The organism is Streptomyces recifensis, assembly GCF_002154615.1.
In the GTDB taxonomy this organism is placed as follows: Bacteria; Actinomycetota; Actinomycetes; order Streptomycetales; family Streptomycetaceae; genus Streptomyces; species Streptomyces griseoluteus.
Genome location: NZ_MUNH01000553.1, coordinates 1 through 17,261 on the forward strand (window position 1 = coordinate 1; position 17,261 = coordinate 17,261).

14 protein-coding genes and 1 pseudogene are annotated in these 17,261 nt (G+C 70.4%); 5 read left to right on the forward strand and 10 right to left on the reverse strand.

Translation table 11 applies throughout. The features are described from left to right. The 3 genes and pseudogenes from CCN33_RS33255 to CCN33_RS25605 form a co-directional block, all read right to left on the reverse strand. Positions 1–174: pseudogene (locus tag CCN33_RS33255) on the reverse strand (HAD family hydrolase); the annotation flags it as partial. Further along, positions 174–2,615, reverse strand: coding sequence for a phosphoribosyltransferase (locus CCN33_RS25600; RefSeq protein ID WP_086695832.1), 2,442 nt, complete (start codon positions 2,613–2,615; stop codon positions 174–176). The gene CCN33_RS25600 and the pseudogene CCN33_RS33255, both read right to left, overlap by 1 nt. A gap of 70 nt (positions 2,616–2,685) precedes the next feature. Next, on the reverse strand, positions 2,686–3,864 hold the full coding sequence (locus tag CCN33_RS25605) for an HpcH/HpaI aldolase/citrate lyase family protein (protein WP_086695833.1): 1,179 nt from the start codon (positions 3,862–3,864) through the stop codon (positions 2,686–2,688). Between the two features lie 174 nt (positions 3,865–4,038). Between CCN33_RS25605 and CCN33_RS25610 the strand changes: the two genes are divergently transcribed. Then, the gene (locus CCN33_RS25610) at positions 4,039–4,899 is read left to right on the forward strand and encodes a TerD family protein (protein ID WP_086695834.1); all 861 of its coding nucleotides are present in this window, start codon (positions 4,039–4,041) and stop codon (positions 4,897–4,899) included. Between the two features lie 10 nt (positions 4,900–4,909). Here CCN33_RS25610 and CCN33_RS25615 read toward each other — a convergent pair whose 3' ends face one another. The 6 genes from CCN33_RS25615 to CCN33_RS25640 all read right to left on the reverse strand — a co-directional run bounded on the left by CCN33_RS25615 (position 4,910) and on the right by CCN33_RS25640 (position 9,381). Then, on the reverse strand, positions 4,910–5,647 hold the full coding sequence (locus CCN33_RS25615; RefSeq protein WP_086695835.1) for a TerD family protein: 738 nt from the start codon (positions 5,645–5,647) through the stop codon (positions 4,910–4,912). Between the two features lie 122 nt (positions 5,648–5,769). Continuing rightward, on the reverse strand, positions 5,770–6,915 hold the full coding sequence (locus CCN33_RS25620) for a DUF475 domain-containing protein (protein WP_086695836.1): 1,146 nt from the start codon (positions 6,913–6,915) through the stop codon (positions 5,770–5,772). A 76-nt stretch (positions 6,916–6,991) separates the two neighbouring features. Beyond that, positions 6,992–7,570, reverse strand: coding sequence for a TerD family protein (locus CCN33_RS25625; RefSeq protein WP_086695837.1), 579 nt, complete (start codon positions 7,568–7,570; stop codon positions 6,992–6,994). A gap of 95 nt (positions 7,571–7,665) precedes the next feature. Continuing rightward, positions 7,666–8,241 (reverse strand): TerD family protein, encoded by a 576-nt coding sequence (locus CCN33_RS25630; protein ID WP_086695838.1) that lies wholly within the window; start codon positions 8,239–8,241, stop codon positions 7,666–7,668. Between the two features lie 102 nt (positions 8,242–8,343). After that, positions 8,344–8,802, reverse strand: coding sequence for a peroxiredoxin (locus CCN33_RS25635; protein ID WP_086695839.1), 459 nt, complete (start codon positions 8,800–8,802; stop codon positions 8,344–8,346). A 138-nt stretch (positions 8,803–8,940) separates the two neighbouring features. Continuing rightward, a complete protein-coding gene (locus tag CCN33_RS25640; RefSeq protein ID WP_018545328.1) occupies positions 8,941–9,381 on the reverse strand; it encodes a DUF3052 domain-containing protein in 441 nt (146 codons plus the stop codon). Between the two features lie 432 nt (positions 9,382–9,813). Here CCN33_RS25640 and aceE point away from each other — a divergent pair, with 432 nt between their 5' ends. Next, a complete protein-coding gene (aceE, locus tag CCN33_RS25645) occupies positions 9,814–12,561 on the forward strand; it encodes a pyruvate dehydrogenase (acetyl-transferring), homodimeric type (protein ID WP_086695840.1) in 2,748 nt (915 codons plus the stop codon). A gap of 122 nt (positions 12,562–12,683) precedes the next feature. Here aceE and CCN33_RS25650 read toward each other — a convergent pair whose 3' ends face one another. Continuing rightward, positions 12,684–14,300 (reverse strand): MFS transporter, encoded by a 1,617-nt coding sequence (locus tag CCN33_RS25650; RefSeq protein ID WP_086695841.1) that lies wholly within the window; start codon positions 14,298–14,300, stop codon positions 12,684–12,686. Positions 14,301–14,421: 121 nt separating this feature from the next. On the opposite strand from CCN33_RS25650, the gene CCN33_RS25655 reads away from it, so the two are divergent. The 3 genes from CCN33_RS25655 to CCN33_RS25665 all read left to right on the forward strand — a co-directional run. Next, complete coding sequence (locus CCN33_RS25655) at positions 14,422–15,048, forward strand: TetR family transcriptional regulator (protein ID WP_086695842.1); 627 nt, start codon at positions 14,422–14,424, stop codon at positions 15,046–15,048. 125 nt (positions 15,049–15,173) lie between these two features. Further along, on the forward strand, positions 15,174–16,394 hold the full coding sequence (locus CCN33_RS25660) for an alpha/beta hydrolase (RefSeq protein WP_086695843.1): 1,221 nt from the start codon (positions 15,174–15,176) through the stop codon (positions 16,392–16,394). Between the two features lie 66 nt (positions 16,395–16,460). After that, positions 16,461–17,261 (forward strand): DUF4429 domain-containing protein (locus CCN33_RS25665; RefSeq protein ID WP_086695844.1); only part of this gene is annotated, 801 nt, incomplete at its 3' end.

Sequence of the window (17,261 nt, forward strand, 5' to 3'; positions counted from 1 at the left end):
CGCCAGCTCGGTCAGCAGGGAGGCCGCCGTCTCCGTCATGAAGGACAGCGGACGGGACTCGTGCACCTCCACGCAGAGCAGCCGGGGCGCCCGGGCGTCGGGCATGGTGAGCGCGAGGGCACCCGCCGAGTAGATCAGCGTGCGGTCGAGGTCGCTGGCCACCAGCACCGGCATCAGACGTTCACCGCCCGGCCGTCGGCACCCGTGGCACCGCGGGTGTACTTCGGGTGGATCAGCCCGACGCAGGTGTACGGCAGGTCGGCGACCTCCTCCACCGGCACCCCGCGCTGTTCGGCGAGCAGCCGGACATGGTCGAGGTCGGCGCCCGCGCCCGCCTTGGCGAGGATCTTCCAGGGCACCCGGCGCAGCAGCACCCGCGTGGTCTCCCCGACGCCGGGCTTGACCAGGTTCACGTCGTGGATGCCGTACTCCTCGCTGATCCGCTCCACGGCCCGCCAGCCCTCCCAGGTCGGGGTGCGGTCCTCGGCCGGCAGTTCCTTGACGGCGGCGTCCACTTCGTCGCGGACCTCCGCGAAGCGGGCGGAGACGGCGTCGAGGAAGGCCACCGACACATCGGCGTCCGCCAGTTCGCGATAGAACTTCGCGCCGTGGAAGTCGTCCGGACCGACCAGGTCGGCACGGAGCACGGTGCGCGATATCAGGCCGGAGACGGTGGAGTTGAGGCAGGCGGAAGGTATGAGGAAGTCGTCGCGGGTGCCGTAGGTGCGCACGCAGGAACCGGGGTCGGCGAGGACGGCTATCTCCGGGTCGAAGCCGGTGACGCCCTCCACGCGCTCGAACTCCTCGATGGCGGCGGCTAGTTCACGGGTGATGGCACCCTTGCCGGTCCAGCCGTCCACGAAGACGACGTCGCGCGGGTCGTGGTGCGCGGCCAGCCAGCGCAGGGCGTTGGCGTCGATGCCCCGGCCCCGGACGATCGAGACGGCGTAGTGAGGGAGTTCGGTCCCGTACCGCTGCTCGGCCCAGCGGCGCATGAGCACACCGACCGGGGTCCCGGCGCGGGCGAGCGAGACCAGGACGGGGGTGCCGCCGCGCTCGGTGAGCACGGTCTCGGTGACCACGCCGACCGCGCGGGCGATCCGGTCGGCGGAGGTCGTGAGGGCGGCGTGGAACAGCGCCTGGTAGCGCTCGCTGGGCTGGTACTCCACGGGCAGCGACTCCGCGTAGTGCGCGCCGCCGTTCTGCACGGCCTCCTCGCGCTCCTCGGTCGGCGCCTCCAGGCTGACCCCGGAGAGGTCCTGAAGCAGCCAGCCGACCTCGTCGGGCGCGTACGAGGAGAAGGCGGGGCCGCGGAGGGGCTCGGGCAGCATGGCCGGCCTTTCGGGAAGGTGGGGCTCGTGGGCGGGCACGACCGCGAGCAGGACGTGCGGGGCGTGCGCCGCGAGCCGGGCGAGCAGGCCGTCCGGGGCGTGCAGGGCGGGGGTGTCGGCGGCGGAGTCGACGACGGCGACCACGGTGTCGAAGCCCGCGCCCGCGACGTTGTACGCGTACCGCTCGCCGGGGCCGTCCGCCGGGTCGTCGTGGGCGGGGAAGGCGAGGCGGGTGCGTATCGCGTAGCCGGGGTCGTCCACGGCGAGCACGGGTGAGCGGGTGGTGGTGGAGTAGCGCACCTCGGCCGGGACGGTCCGCTCCAGCTCCGCCGCGAGCCGCAGCGGGGCGTACATCAGTTCCTCGAAGCCCAGCACCAGCACCCGGCGGGAGCCGTCGGGCAGCGCGTCGGCGATCCGGGCGGCCATACCGGGCAGCGCGGCCTCCAGCCGGGCGCGGTGGGCCGGGGTGAAGCCGTGCCGTCCGCCGTCGGGCAGCCCGGCCGGCCAGCCCAGCTCGATCCGGCTCACCTCGCCGCCCGGCACCGCGCCGGGCACGGCGTCGGCCCGCTCGTGCTCAGCGACCAGCGCCTGCCCCTTCTCCAGGACGCCCTCGGGCAGCCGTACCGTCCCGGAGGCGGCGGCGACCAGGTCGACGCGGGCGCCGATCTCGGCGGCGAACCGGTCCAGCCGGGCGGCGTCCTCGGCGGAGCGCATGTCGACCAGGGCGACGACCACGTAGCGGCGCCTGGGGTGGCAGGCGTGCAGCTCGCGGATGGTGTTCAGGACGGTGTTGCCGGTGGAGAACTCGTCGTCCACCAGCACCAGCGGGCCGTCCCCGGCCAGCAGCGCCGGGTCCTCGGGGAGCAGCAGGTGGGAGGTGGCGTGCGAGTGGGACTCCTCGAAGCCGCCGGCCGGGGTGACCCCGGCGACCGGACGGCGCGTGGAGTGCAGATACGAGGCGAGGGCGAGGCCGTCCGCGACCGAGTGGCCGAGGCCGGTGGCCGTCTCCGCGTACCCGAGGACGACCGCGCGGGCCGCCTCCGCGTCCCCGAGCAGGGCGCGGACCCGGTGGCCGAGGCGCACCCCGTGGCCGTGCACCACGGCGGGCGACTGCGGGACGTGCTTGCCGAGCACGTGGGAGACCAGCAGATGGGCCCGCTTGGGGTTGCGGCGCAGCGCCATCCCCAGCAGGTCGGTCAGGTGCTCGTCGCCCTCCAGTTCGACACCGAGTCGCCGGGCGACCCAGGTGCCGGACCAGACGCCGTCGTTCACTGCGTTCTTCATGCGTTCCTTGCGGCTCGGGGGTGGGGAGATGAGGCTCTGTGCCAGGAGGGGCCAGCGGGCGAGGGAGGGCTCAGCCGGTCATCACGCCGGCGGTGAGCAGGTCCACGAAGCCGACGTCCTCGTTGGCCACCCCGAAGACCTCCGCGCGCAGCAGGGTCCGCTCGGCCCAGGCGCGGTGCGGCTTCACCTCGTTCATCTTGTTCGTGTACGCGGACCTGAGGACTCCGCCGCCGCCGCTGTCCGGCCGGAGGATGTCGGCCGCGTCGCTGAACTCCTCGTGGCTGACCACGGAGAGCGCGTGCACGGGAAGCACGTGTGAGGGATGGATGCAGGTCTTGCCGAGCAGACCGTTGGCCTGGTCCAGGGAGATCTCCCGCAGCAGGCCGTCCATGGCGTGTTCGATCAGCTTCTCGCGCAGTCCGACGGCGCGCACCTCAAGGAAGGGGCTCGTCCTGAGCTGCGGCTTGAAGACGCGCTCGGGGACCCGGAAGTACTCCCACACCGGCCCGGTCACGGTGAACCCGCTGCCGTCGGCCCGGCCCAGCATGTTGACCACGTCACCGATGACGGAGGCGACGATCTGGACGTCGTACGCGGTCATGTCGGGGGCGCGGCGCAGGCCGTAGGAGGAGCAGAAGTCGGTGACGCCCAGGCGCAGCGCCAGGACCCGGTCGCGGTACTTGCCGACCGCGCGGGCGATGCCCTCCAGGATCTCCACGCGGGACTCGCGGTACAGCAGCTCGGGCGACTCCAGCACCGGCATGGCGAAAAGCCGCCGTCCGCAGGCGGTCTCGGCCGCGCTCAGCGCCTCCAGGAAGGGGACGCCGCGCTCCTCGGTGAACTTGGGCAGCACGAACCCGGACAGCAGCCGGACGCTGGCGCCCAGGCGCCGGACCAGGTCCGGGATCTGGTCGGGCGTGCGCACCCGGACGAACAGCAGCGGCGGCTCGGCGCCGGTCCTGGCGAGCAGGGCGTCCAGCTCGGCGAACTGCCGGACCAGGTTCTCCTCGCCGGCGGGCACGTCCTCGTCCGCGATGGAGTCCTCCAGGCACAGCACCATCGAGACGACGCCACTGCCCGTCTGCTTGACGATGTCGGCGGCGAGCCGGGGCCGGGTGGCCGGGCTGTACAGGGTGGCCCCGAGGGCCGCCGAGAGCACCCTGGCCGGGGAGTCGGCGGTGAAGGCGCACGGCTCCTGGTGGAAGAGACGCTCCCGCGCTTCGGGGGCGATGTGCCCGAAATGACGCATAGGACTCCCTCAAGGCGTGCCGAGTCTGTGATTTCCGCAAAGGGTGGCCGGTAATAGTACGTAGAGACGCATGTCCGGGGTTCCCGGCCGGCATGAATTTCCGGTTACCCGCCCGTGTCGGGCGGAACACCCCCCGCATTGTCGTGGCCAGGACCGAGAAGGCAGGATGACCGCATGACGCACGCGATGCTGAAGGGGTCGAACGTCCCGCTGGACGCCGCCGCGGTACGGGCGGTGCTGCGCTGGACACCGGGACAGGACGTCCCCGAGGTCGACGCCTCCGCGCTGCTGCTGGGCCCGGACGGCCGGGTGCGCTCGGACGAGGACTTCGTCTTCTACAACCAGCCACGCCACCCCTCCGGCGCGGTGCGGGGGCTGGGCCGCAAGCCGGTCGCCGGTGGTCTGACCGACACCGTCCAGGTGGACCTGGCCGGGGTCGAGTCCGGGGTGGACCGCGTCCTGCTGGTGGCCTCCGCCGACGACACCCCCTTCGACCGCGTCCCGTCCCTGTGCGTGCTGGTCTACGACGCCTCGGCGACCGACGCCGAGCCGCTGGCCCGGTTCGAGGTGAAGCCGGAGACCGGCGCGGAGACGGCGCTGATCTGCGGCGAGCTGTACCGGCGCGGGGACGGCTGGAAGTTCCGCGCGCTGGGCGAGGGCTACTCCAACGGTCTGGAGGGGCTCGCCACCGACTTCGGCATCTCGGTGGACGAGTCGGAGGCGGCGGCCGAGGAGCCGCGCCCGCACGAGTCCCGGTCGGTGCCGCTGCCCCCGGAGCAGCCCGCACCGCTGCCGCCGCTGCCCGCCCAGCCGCCGGCCTACGGCTATCCGCAGCCCGTCTCGGCGCCCCAGCCCGGCTACGGCTATCCGCAGCCCGCCTCCGCGAGCCAGGCCACCTACGGCTATCCCCAGTCCGTCCAGACGCAGGCGCCGCCGGCTTACGGATATCCCCAGCCCCAGCCGGTGGCCGCCGCGGCCCTGCTGGACCCGGACTTCCGGCTGCCGCCGCAGGGGCCGCAGTTCCTGGGGCGCTAGCCGCCCCCGCTCAGCGGTCCGCCTTGGTCTTGTAGCCCCGTCCCCAGGTCAGCCCCCAGCCGTACAGCCGGTCCAGCTCGCCCTGGAAGCCGTAGACGAACTTCACCTCGCGGCGCACGACCAGCTCGCCCTTCACGTTCTCTATCAGCACCACCGCGCACGAGCGGGCCTGCGGATGGCGTTCGTCCAGGCCGATCTCGATGCGCGGGCCGTTGCTCGGGTAGAGCGTGACCACGGCGTGGGTGCGGTCGAAGGCCGGGGTCTGGTCGTAGATGTACACGAAGACCAGCAGGCGTTTGATGGCGTCCCGGTGGTCCAGGTTGACGTACATCGTCTCACCGGAGGCGGAGCCGAACCGGTCGTCACCGCTGAGCTTGACGTACGGCGGGGCGTTGACGTCGCCCAGGTAGCCGCCGAGGGGCTGGACGACGCCCTTGGTGCCGTCGGCGAGTTCGTAGAGGCAGCCGAGGTCCAGGTCCACGTTGACCATGCTCTGGCCGTGGCCCATCACTTCCGGTGGTTTCAGTGCCTTGAAGGGGTGCCGGAAGAGGCTGCCGCGCTGGGGGCCGCCGAGGTCGGAGGTGCGCATCCGCCAGGTCAGGTTGACCCGGAGGTTCCCGGTGGCGGCGCCCTGTCTGGTGAGGGACACCTGCTGGTGCCGCTTGGTCAGTTCGATCGCGTTGGACCCGGAACTGCCCGAGTCGAAGTCGGCGGTGCGGCCGCCCAGCAGTCCGTCGAGAAATCCCATGTCCGCCCCCCTGGAAAAAGTCGTCGGGGAGGCCGACCCGAGTCGGCCGCCCCATTCGAAGCGTTCCTCACCGAGCGGGATGCCACACCCCGCCGCGTCCCCGATCTTGCCCCTGGGGGTCGTCAGACCCCCGAGGAGACCTCCGTCTTCTCGCTCGACCCGGCATCGCCGCCGGAGGCCGCGAGGGCGCGGTTGCGGCGGACCGAGGACCAGAAGGACCAGGCGATCAGGACGACGCCGACCAGGCCGGTGATGACCTCGTTGATCTCGTACTGGATGGTGACCATGAGGATCACGGCCAGGGCGCCGATCGCGTAGTGGGCGCCGTGCTCCAGGTAGACGTAGTCGTCGAGCGTGCCCTGGCGGACCAGGTAGACGGTCAGCGAACGGACGTACATCGCGCCGATGCCGAGGCCCAGCGCCATCAGGACGATGTCGTTGGTGATGGCGAAGGCGCCGATCACACCGTCGAAGGAGAAGGACGCGTCCAGGACCTCCAGGTAGAGGAACATGAAGAACGCGGCCTGGCCGGCCAGCTTCACCGCCGAGCGTGGCTTGCCGGACCGGGCGGCCTCCTCCTCGGCCTCGTGCTCGGCCTCCTCCTCGGCCTCCAGCTTGTCCTCGAAGTACCCGGAGAGACCGCCGACGACCATGTAGGTGATCAGACCCGCGATGCCCGCGATCAGGACCGTCTGGGCCTTGTCGACATGGGCGCCGCCGTGCTGGTGGGCGTGGGTGGCGAAGGTGAAGGAGGTGATGAGCAGGACGATCATGGCGATGCAGACCGACAGCATGTCGACCTTGCCGAGCTTGGCCAGCGGCCGCTCGATCCAGCGCAGCCACTGGATGTCCCGGTCCTCGAAGATGAAGTCGAGGAAGATCATCAACAGGAACATGCCACCGAACGCGGCGATGGCCGGGTGGGCGTCGGTGACCAGTTCCTGATAGCGGTCCTTGTTGTTCAGCGCGAGATTGACGGCCTCGATCGGGCCCAGCTTGGCGCTGATGGCGACGATGACGACGGGGAAGACCAGCCGCATGCCGAAGACCGCGATGAGCACGCCGACGGTGAGGAAGATCTTCTGCCAGAAGGCATTCATCTTCTTCAGGATTCCGGCGTTGACCACCGCGTTGTCGAAGGACAGCGAGATCTCGAGGACGGAAAGGATCGCCACGATGCCGAAGGCCTTCCACCCCCCGTAGAAGACCGCCGCGACCAGGCCGATCGCGGTGATCGCGAAAGACCAGCCGAAGGTTTTCAGAAGCACTGGCTACCCCATCATCTTCTGGGGGCCCCTCCCAGACGCTGTCTGGGGAAGGTCTCCCCCGCCGCCGTACCCGGCTTTACGAAACGTTGACTCCGAAGTCTAGAGCGATGCCCCGAAGTCCGGACGCGTACCCCTGTCCGACCGCACGGAACTTCCATTCGCCCTGATACCGGTAGAGCTCGCCGAAGATCATGGCCGTTTCGGTGGAGGCGTCCTCGCTGAGGTCGTAGCGGGCGAGTTCCTGGTCGTCGGACCGGTTGACCACCCGGATGAAAGCGTTGGCGACCTGGCCGAAGGACTGGTTGCGCTCGTCCGCCATATGGATCGAGACCGGGAAAATGATCTTCTCGCACTGCGGCGGCACCCGGGAAAGGTCCACCAGAATCGATTCGTCGTCCCCCTCGCCCTCACCGGTGAGGTTGTCGCCGGTGTGCTCCACCGAGCCCTCGGGGCTGGTCAGCTGGTTGTAGAAGACGAAGTACTCGTCCCCGAGCACCCGGTTCCCGGCGCCGCACAGCAGGGCGCTGGCGTCCAGGTCGAAGGGGGCGCCGGTGGTGGAGCGGGCGTCCCAGCCGAGCCCGATCATGACGTTGGTGAGATTCGGCGCGGCCTTGGAGAGGGAGACATTGCCTCCCTTGGCGAGCGTGACACCCATGCTGATCCTCCCCTGTGGTGTTCTTGGTTCTCCTGCGCCACCGGCGCCGCCCGCAAACGCGGAACGGCGCCGGAGGAGGTGCGAGCGGTACGGCGTCAGACGTTGACGCCGAAGTCCTGGGCGATGCCGCGCAGACCCGAGGCGTACCCCTGGCCGATGGCGCGGAACTTCCACTCCGGGCCGTTGCGGTACAGCTCGCCGAAGACCATGGCCGTCTCGGTGGAGGCGTCCTCGCTGAGGTCGTAGCGCGCGAGTTCCTGGCCGCCGGCCTGGTTGACGACGCGGATGAAGGCGTTGCGGACCTGGCCGAAGGACTGCTGGCGGTTCTCGGCCTCGTAGATCGAGACCGGGAAGACGATCTTCTCCACGTCGGCCGGGACCGCGGCGAGGTCGACCTTGATCTGCTCGTCGTCGCCCTCGCCCTCACCGGTGAGGTTGTCGCCGGTGTGCTCGACCGAGCCGTCGGGGCTCTTGAGGTTGTTGAAGAAGACGAAGTTCTGGTCGCTGCCCACCTTGCCGGCGTTGTTCAGCAGCAGTGCGCTGGCATCGAGGTCGAAGTCGGTGCCGGTCGTGGTGCGCACGTCCCAGCCCAGACCGACGATGACGGCGGTCAGGCCGGGAGCCTCCTTGGTCAGCGAGACGTTGCCACCCTTGCTGAGGCTGACTCCCACGGGTCCTCCATGTGGTGTCCAGGGGCCGACAGCCCCGTAGTGCATCGGATATGGGATCAACGTGCCGATCCTAGTGACGGGTTCCCGCGACGCGCGGGGCCCTCACAGGGTGTCGAGCGCCTTCACGTAGTCCGTCAGGTCGCGGGCGTCGGGCAGGCCGTTGACGACGGTCCAGCGCACGGTGCCCGTCTTGTCCAGGATGAAGGTGCCGCGCACGGCGCACCCCTTGTCCTCGTCGAAGACGCCGTAGGCGCGGCTGACGTTGCCGTGCGGCCAGAAGTCGCTGAGCAGCGGGTACTCCAGGCCCTCCTGCTCGCCGAAGACGCGCAGGGTGTGCATGGAGTCGTTGGAGACGGCGAGCAACTGGGTGTCGCGGTCGGTGAACTGCGGAAGGTTGTCACGCAGTTCACAGAGCTCACCGGTGCAGACGCCGGTGAACGCGAAGGGGTAGAAGAGGAGAACCACGTTCTTCTCGCCCCGGAAGTCGGAGAGCCGCACGGTGCGGCCGTGGTTGTCCTTGAGTTCGAAGTCGGGTGCCTCGTCGCCGACCTGGAGCGCCATCGTCCTGCATCCCTTCGCTGAGCCGTACGGGTGAGCGCGGGTCACTCGCCCGGTTCCACCCTACGCAGCGATCACGCCGGGACCGCCGGGCGGACCGGGGAGTCCCGGCCCGCTCGGCGCGGCGATGACGCGTTCTTTCTAACGCTTGCCGGACTTGGCGGCCTTCGGCGTCGCCAGACGCGAGCCGCTCCAGTCCTTGCCGACGCTGACGCTCTTCGAAGCGGTCAGCCCTGCGGTGGTTGCGGCCTCCGAGATGTCGCTCGGCTCCACGTACCCCGTACGGCCGGTCTTCGGCGTCAGAAGCAGGATGGCGCCGCCCTCTTCGATGTACGTGGTGGCATCCACGAGTACATCGGTGAGGTCTCCGTCGTCATCACGGAACCACAGCACAACGGCGTCGGCCACGTCGTCGTATTCCTCGTCCATCAGGTCGCCTTCGACGGCTTCCTCGATGGCCTCGCGGAGCTCCTGATCGACGTCCTCGTCGTAGCCGATCTCCTGGACCACCTGTCCGGGCTGGAACCCCAGCCTGGCGGCAGGGTTCGTCCGCTCCTCCGCGTGGTCCGCGGTCGCGCTCACGGGTTGCCTCCTGATCATGTCTTGGTGAATATCTGAGCCACGCGCGTGCGCGAAGCATTGGCCGTAGTCCACACGGGCGGGACGGATCGCGCAAGTACCCGGCCCTCCTGACCGCCGAAACGGTGACGTTCCGGGCCGCTTCGCCGCCACTCCTGGCACCGTATCCCGTTTCCCCGAGAACCACATCACACCGATGTGCCCCGTATGCGCACTTCGGAATCATCCGTCGATACGCCCATCGAACAACTTTGCCATGCCCGTCACACCGCGGGCGTATCGTGTCGTTTTGACCGGGCGGCGATCCGGGTGGCCGACCGGGTGGCGAGCCGGGGGCGCGGGGGAACGAGGAGCACCAGTGGATGACGTACCGCGTTCCCCAGGTACACGATGGGGAACGGTGTAGGCAGGTCCCTCCGACAGGTAAGGAACAGCGTGGCTTCCGGTTCCGATCGCAATCCGATCATCATTGGCGGCCTTCCGAGTCAGGTTCCTGACTTCGATCCCGAGGAAACGCAGGAGTGGCTCGACTCCCTCGACGCCGCCGTCGACGAGCGTGGCCGGGAGCGGGCCAGGTATCTCATGCTGCGGCTGATCGAACGGGCCCGCGAGAAGCGGGTGGCCGTGCCCGAGATGCGCAGCACGGACTACGTCAACACGATCCCCACCAAGAGCGAGCCGTTCTTCCCCGGCAACGAGGAGATCGAGCGCCGCATCCTCAACGCCACCCGCTGGAACGCGGCCGTGATGGTCTCGCGGGCCCAGCGCCCCGGCATCGGCGTCGGCGGCCACATCGCCACCTTCGCCTCCTCCGCGTCCCTCTACGACGTGGGCTTCAACCACTTCTTCCGGGGCAAGGACGGCGGTGACGGCGGCGACCAGGTCTTCTTCCAGGGCCACGCCTCGCCGGGCATCTACGCCCGCGCGTACCTGCTGGACCGGCTCTCGGAGAACCAGCTCGACGGGTTCCGCCAGGAGCACTCCAAGTTCCCGGACGGGCTGTCCAGCTACCCCCACCCGCGCTCGATGCCGGGCTTCTGGGAGTTCCCGACCGTCTCGATGGGCCTCGGCCCGCTCGGCGCCATCTACCAGGCGCGGATGAACCGGTACATGGAGGCACGCGGCATCGCCGACACCTCGGCCTCGCACGTGTGGGCGTTCCTCGGCGACGGCGAGATGGACGAGCCGGAGTCCCTGGGCCAGCTCTCCATCGCCGCCCGCGAGGGCCTCGACAACCTGACCTTCGTGGTCAACTGCAACCTCCAGCGCCTCGACGGCCCGGTGCGCGGCAACGGCAAGATCATCCAGGAGCTGGAGTCGCAGTTCCGGGGCGCCGGCTGGAACGTGATCAAGCTGGTGTGGGACCGGAGCTGGGACCCGCTGCTGGCCCAGGACCGGGACGGCGTGCTGGTCAACCGGATGAACACCACCCCGGACGGCCAGTTCCAGACGTACGCCACCGAGTCCGGCGCCTACATCCGGGACCACTTCTTCGGTGACGACCACCGGCTGCGCGCCATGGTCGAGAACATGACCGACGACCAGATCCTGCACCTGGGCCGCGGCGGCCACGACCACCGCAAGATCTACGCGGCGTTCAAGGCGGCCAAGGAGCACAAGGGCCAGCCGACGGTCATCCTGGCCAAGACGGTCAAGGGCTGGACACTGGGCCCCAACTTCGAGGGCCGCAACGCCACCCACCAGATGAAGAAGCTGACGGTCGACGACCTGAAGGGCTTCCGCGACCGGCTGCACCTGCCGATCTCCGACAAGGAGTTGGAGTCCGGCGCCCCGCCGTACTACCACCCCGGCCGGGACTCGGAGGAGATGCAGTACATGCACGACCGGCGCAAGTCGCTCGGGGGTTACGTGCCCACGCGCGTCGTGCGCTCCGAGCCGCTCGCCCTGCCCGACGAGAAGGCGTACGCGAGTGTGAAGAAGGGGTCGGGCCAGCAGTCCATCGCCACCACCATGGCGTTTGTGCGACTGCTGAAGGACCTCATGCGGGACAAGGAGATCGGCAAGCGGTTCGTACTGATCGCGCCGGACGAGTACCGCACCTTCGGCATGGACTCGTTCTTCCCGAGCGCGAAGATCTACAACCCGCTCGGCCAGCAGTACGAGTCGGTGGACCGTGAGCTGCTGCTCGCCTACAAGGAGTCCCCCACCGGCCAGATGCTGCACGACGGCATCTCCGAGGCGGGCTGTACGGCCTCCCTGATCGCGGCCGGCTCGGCCTACGCCACCCACGGCGAGCCGCTGATCCCGGTCTACGTCTTCTACTCGATGTTCGGTTTCCAGCGCACCGGCGACCAGTTCTGGCAGATGGCCGACCAGCTCTCGCGCGGTTTCGTCCTGGGCGCGACCGCGGGCCGCACGACCCTGACCGGCGAGGGCCTCCAGCACGCGGACGGCCACTCCCAGCTCCTCGCCTCCACCAACCCGGCCTGCGTGGCCTACGACCCGGCGTACGGGTACGAGATCGCGCACATCGTCCAGGACGGGCTGCGGCGGATGTACGGCGGGGACGAGGAACACCCGCACGGCGAGGACGTCTTCTACTACCTCACCGTCTACAACGAGCCGATCCAGCATCCGGCCGAGCCGGCCGGCGTGGACGTGGAGGGCATCCTCAAGGGCGTCCACCGGCTGAGGGAGGGCTCCGGCGGGTCGGTCCCGGCGCAGATCATGGCCTCCGGTGTCGCGGTGCCGTGGGCACTTCAGGCGCAGCAGATCCTCGCCGACGAGTGGGACGTCCGGGCGGACGTCTGGTCGGCGACCTCCTGGAGCGAGCTGCGCCGGGAGGCGGTGGCCTGCGAGGAGCACAACATGCTGCACCCCGAGGAGGAGCAGCGGGTGCCGTTCGTGACGCGCAAGCTCGGCGGGGCGGAGGGGCCGTTCGTGGCGGTGTCCGACTGGATGCGGTCGGTGCCGGACCAGATCGCGCGGTGGGTGCCGGGGCCTTACCAGTCGCTCGGCGCGGACGGGTTCGGGTTCGCGGACACGCGCGGGGCTGCTCGGCGGTTCTTCCACATCGACGCGCAGTCGATCGTGGTGGCCGTGCTGACGGAGCTGGCGAAGGAGGGGAAGGTGGACCGGTCCGTGCTGAAGCAGGCCATCGACCGGTACCGCTTGCTCGACGTGAAGGCGGCGGCGCCCGGCGCTGCCGGAGGAGACGCGTAGCGCTGCGCGGCCTGGGCGTGGCCGCGTGATCACCGATTCGCTTCGGTGATCACGCGGCCACGGGTCCGTCGGGGCCGGCCGCGCGGTTCCCCGCGCCCCGGAAAGCCACCGGCCACCCGGTCCTAGATGTGGCCCACCCCCGCGCCCGCCTCCGCGTTCACGCCTCGGCGGGTCAGGAGGGCCACCAGGATGGCGACCGCCGCCACGCCCGCCGCCACCAGCGAGGCGAGGCTCATGCCGGAGATGAAGGTGTCGTGGGCGACGTCGGTGACCTTGGCGATGATCGCCGGGGGCATCTGCTTCGTGACCGGGGCGACGCCCACCTGGACGGCCTGGGACGCCTGGTCGAGCTGAGCGGGGGTCAGCGGGGGCAGGCCCGCGCCGGTCCAGTTGCCCGGAAGGTCGTTGTCGACCTTGGAGGCCATGACGGCGCCCAGTACGGCGGTGCCGAGGCTGCCGCCGATCTGCATGGCGGCCTGCTGGAGACCGCCCGCGACACCGGACAGGGCCATCGGGGCGTTGCCGACGATGACCTCGGTGGCGCCGACCATGACCGGGGCGAGGCCGAGGCCGAGCAGGGCGAACCAGATCGACATGGTCGCGCTGCCGGTGTCCGCCTTCAGGGTGGACATGCCGTACATGGCGACCGCGGTGAGCGTCATGCCGCCCGCGAGCGGGATGCGCGGGCCCAGCTTGGTGATGGCGAAGCCGGCCAGCGGGGAGCCGACGATCATCATGCCGGTGAGCGGGAGCAGGTGCAGGCCGGCGTCGACCGGGCTGAGACCGTGCACGTTCTGCAGGTAGAAGGTCACGAAGAACAGGCCGCCCATGAAGGCGATGGCCATCATCACCATCAGCACCACGCCCGCCGACAGCGGGACCGAGCGGAACAGGGTGAGCGGGATCAGCGGTTCCGCGACCCGCGTCTCCCACCAGGCGAAGACCACGAAGAGCAGCGCCGAGGCGCCGATGAAGCCCCAGGTGCGGCCGTCGCCCCAGCCCCAGGTGGGGGCCTTGATCAGCGCCCAGACCAGGCAGAACATGGCGCCGGACAGCAGCGCGATGCCGAGCAGGTCGAAGGAGCGCGGGGCGTTCTCCGCGCGGTGGTCGAGCAGGATCAGCGTGCCGAGCAGCAGGGCGAGCAGGCCGACGGGCACGTTGATGAAGAACACAGACTGCCAGTTGACGTGCTGCACCAGCACACCGCCGAGGATCGGGCCGCCCGCGGTGGAGGCGCCGATGACCATGCCCCAGATGCCGATCGCCATGTTGAGCTTCTCGGCCGGGAAGGTGGCCCGCAGCAGGCCGAGCGCGGCCGGCATCAGCAGGGCGCCGAACAGGCCCTGGAGAACCCGGAAGGTGACGACCATCGGGATGCTGTCGGACAGCCCGATGGCACCGGAGGCCAGCGCGAAGCCGGTCACGCCGATGAGGAAGGTCTGCCGGTGTCCGAAGCGGTCACCGAGCTTGCCCGCGGTGATCAGGGCGACCGCGAGGGCGAGGAAGTAGGCGTTGGTGATCCACTGCACGTCCGAGAAGCTCGCGTGCAGGTCCTTGGCGATGGCCGGGTTGGCGATGGCGACGATGGTGCCGTCCAGGGCCACCATCATGACGCCCACGGCGACGGTGATCAGGGTGAACCAGGGGTGCCCGCGCAGTCCCGAGGAGGGCCGCGGCGACGCATCGGTGGGTGACCCGTCCTCCGGTCCCGTCTTGTCGATGGTGGTCTGACTAGTCATGTAATGAGGCTAGTGACAGTCGCTGACAGTTGACAAACGCATTCACACGTCAGCGGCTGACATGTGCCCGGTGTTCACCCGACCGCATACTCTGATCAGGAAGGACGTACAGGGAGAGGCCATGGAGACGCTGCGCGAGCGCAAGAAGCGGCGTACCCGCGAGGCGCTGGTGCGCGCCGCTCTCGAACTGTTCACCACCCAGGGGTACGAGCGGACCACCGTCGACGAGATCGCCGAGGCGGTCGACGTCTCGCAGCGCACCTTCTTCCGCTACTTCGCGGGCAAGGAGGACGCGGCCTTCGCCGTGCAGGAGATGACGGAGGCCCACTTCGTCGCCGCCGTCCGCGCCCGGCCGCCGCACGAGCCGCCGATGGAGGCGCTCAGGCAGGCCGTGCTGGAGGGCTGGGACGACATACGGGAGACCGTGGAGTCGGTCGTACCGGTCGAGCTGTATCTGCGGATGTACCGCATGATCGAGTCCACGCCCGCACTGCTCGCCGCGCATCTGCGCCGGTCGGCGGCGACCGAGCAGACCATCGCCGGGCTGCTCGCGGAGCGCGAGGGCGTCGACGTGGACGCCGACCCCCGGCCGCGGCTCGCGGTGGCGGTGTTCGCCGGGGTGATCCGGGTCACCGAGCGGCAGTGGAGCACCGGGGACGACTTCAGTCTGGCGGCCATCCGGGGGCTGACGGCCGCGTACCTCGATCAGGTGGGCCCGGCGCTGACGGGGAACTGGCGCGCGGCCTGAAATCGTTGGCGGAACGGACGAGATCGTTTAGAAAGATCGTTCGTGTCCCGATCCCGGCGCACGAAACGTGATCCCGGCCACTCGATTGACCCGAGACCCTTCCGTTCTCCTAGTGTGTCCTCCCAGTGACTTCCTTCGGCATTTCCCCCCAGCTCAGCGTTTGGCGCGCCCTGCTCGCCCTGGCCGTCGTGTTCGTGATGCTCGCGACCACCGGGTGGACGGCGCAGCACACCCACCGTGAGTCGACCGCGCTGCGGTCGTCCCTCTCCGCGTGGGTGCGTGACAGCGTGCACGGCAAGCCGCTGCCGGACCCGGCGAAGACCGCCCCGGCGAAGCTGGCCCGCTTCTTCGGTTCGCTCACCCCGTACGACCGCCACGACCTGGCGACGCGCTACCCGCTGGCGGTGGGCAACATGAACGGCGCACCCGTCTCGCTGCGCTACGAGGCCAACCGGGTGGCGCTGGAGCGGGAGCGGGACGTGGAGTCGCGCCGCGTGCACGACAACCGGCTCAGTACCGCCGGCCAGCAGGACGCGGCCCGCCGGATGCACCGGTACGAGGCGCTGATGCGGCCGGAGCGGCACATCCTCGCCTTCGACCCCGAGGGTTCGGGCCGGATCGCCGAGGTCTTCGGCGACCTGCGCCGGGCGCAGCGGATCTCCGTGGTGGTGCCCGGTGTCGACACCGACCTGCTGACCTTCGAGAAGTCCTACCGCCCCTACAGCGCTCCGGTCGGCATGGCCAAGTCGCTGTACTCCGCCGAGCGGCAGGCCGCGCCCGCGACCCGGACCGCCGTGATCGCCTGGGCCGACTACACCGCGCCCGCCGGGCTCGGGGTGGACGCGGCGACCGCGATGCGCGCGGTGGACGGCGCCGTCCGGCTGAACGCGCTGCTGCGCGCGCTGCCCGGCCGGGCCGAGGTGTCGATGTTCTGCCACAGCTACGGCTCGGTGGTCTGCGGGGTCGCCGCGCCCGCCATGCCCCGCCGGGTCAGTGACATCGCCGTGGCCGCGAGCCCCGGCATGCGGGCGGCCAGCGCCGCCCACCTGAACCGCACCGCGCGGGTGTGGGCGATGCGGGACGCCACCGACTGGGTGCAGGACGTGCCGTATCTGGAGGTCGGCGGGCTCGGGCACGGCGCCGACCCGGTGTCCCGCGCGTTCGGCGCGCGGGTGCTGTCCTCGCGCGACGCGCAGGGCCACGCCGGTTATTTCCAGCCGGGCACGGACAGCCTGCGCAACCTCGCCGAGGTCGGCGTGGGGGCGTACGGCTCGGTGACGTGCGCCCGCGGGGACGAGGCGTGCCGGGCCGACGTGCCGGACGCGCCCGCCGCGGGACGCGCGTAGAAACAGCAGGAAGTGCGGTCCGCGCGGGTGGCGACGGAGGGACAAGTGCCGCATACGATGAGCCGCATGGGTGACGTACTGGCGGGTTTTCATGCCGTCTGGGAGTTCGACTCAGACTCCGTGCTCATCCGTTACGAACGGGGGATACGCACACCGAAACTCTTCCAGGCGCTCGGTGAACGCCGGGTGCCGCTCGCCGCGCTGGAGGGCGTGAGCCTGGCCGAGGGCAGACGGGGCACCGTCGTGCTGCGCCTCCAGCCGCGCGCCGGAGCCGACCCGCTGCTGGAGGCCGCGGCCGGCCAGCTTCCCGAGGGCCTGGACCCGTACCGGCTGGTCCTGCCGGCCGAGCGGGAGACGCTGGCCGAGTACTACGCCGACGAGCTGAAGGCCGCGCTGACCGGGTCCGGTCCCGCCGACCGGTATCTGGTCGGCGCCCCCGAGGCACCGCTCCGCTTCAAGGCGTACGACGGCAAGGCGTCCTTCGACGGGACCTCGGTGCGTTTTCGCTGGTCGTGGACGGGGGCGTCGTCGGCGAAGTGGAAGGCGGGCGACCAGAGGTTCGCGGTCGCGGACCTCGGCGGGGTGGAGTGGCGCTCACCGGAGGCGTTCGAGGGGTACCTGCGGCTGCTGCCGAACGACCCCTCGGGCGCCGCCGACCCGGTACCGCCCGACCAGGACGCGGCGACCGTCGTCTTCGGGCTCGGCTACGGGCCGGTGCACGAGTCGCTGCCGTTCGCGGCGGCCGTCCTCGCGGCGGTACGGACGAGAGGCGCCGTCCCCGCGATCCCGGCGGCGCCCCGGCGGGACCCGGCCGACATCGCGGAGCGCATCCGCCACCTGGGCGAGCTGCACCAGGCCGGCCTGGTG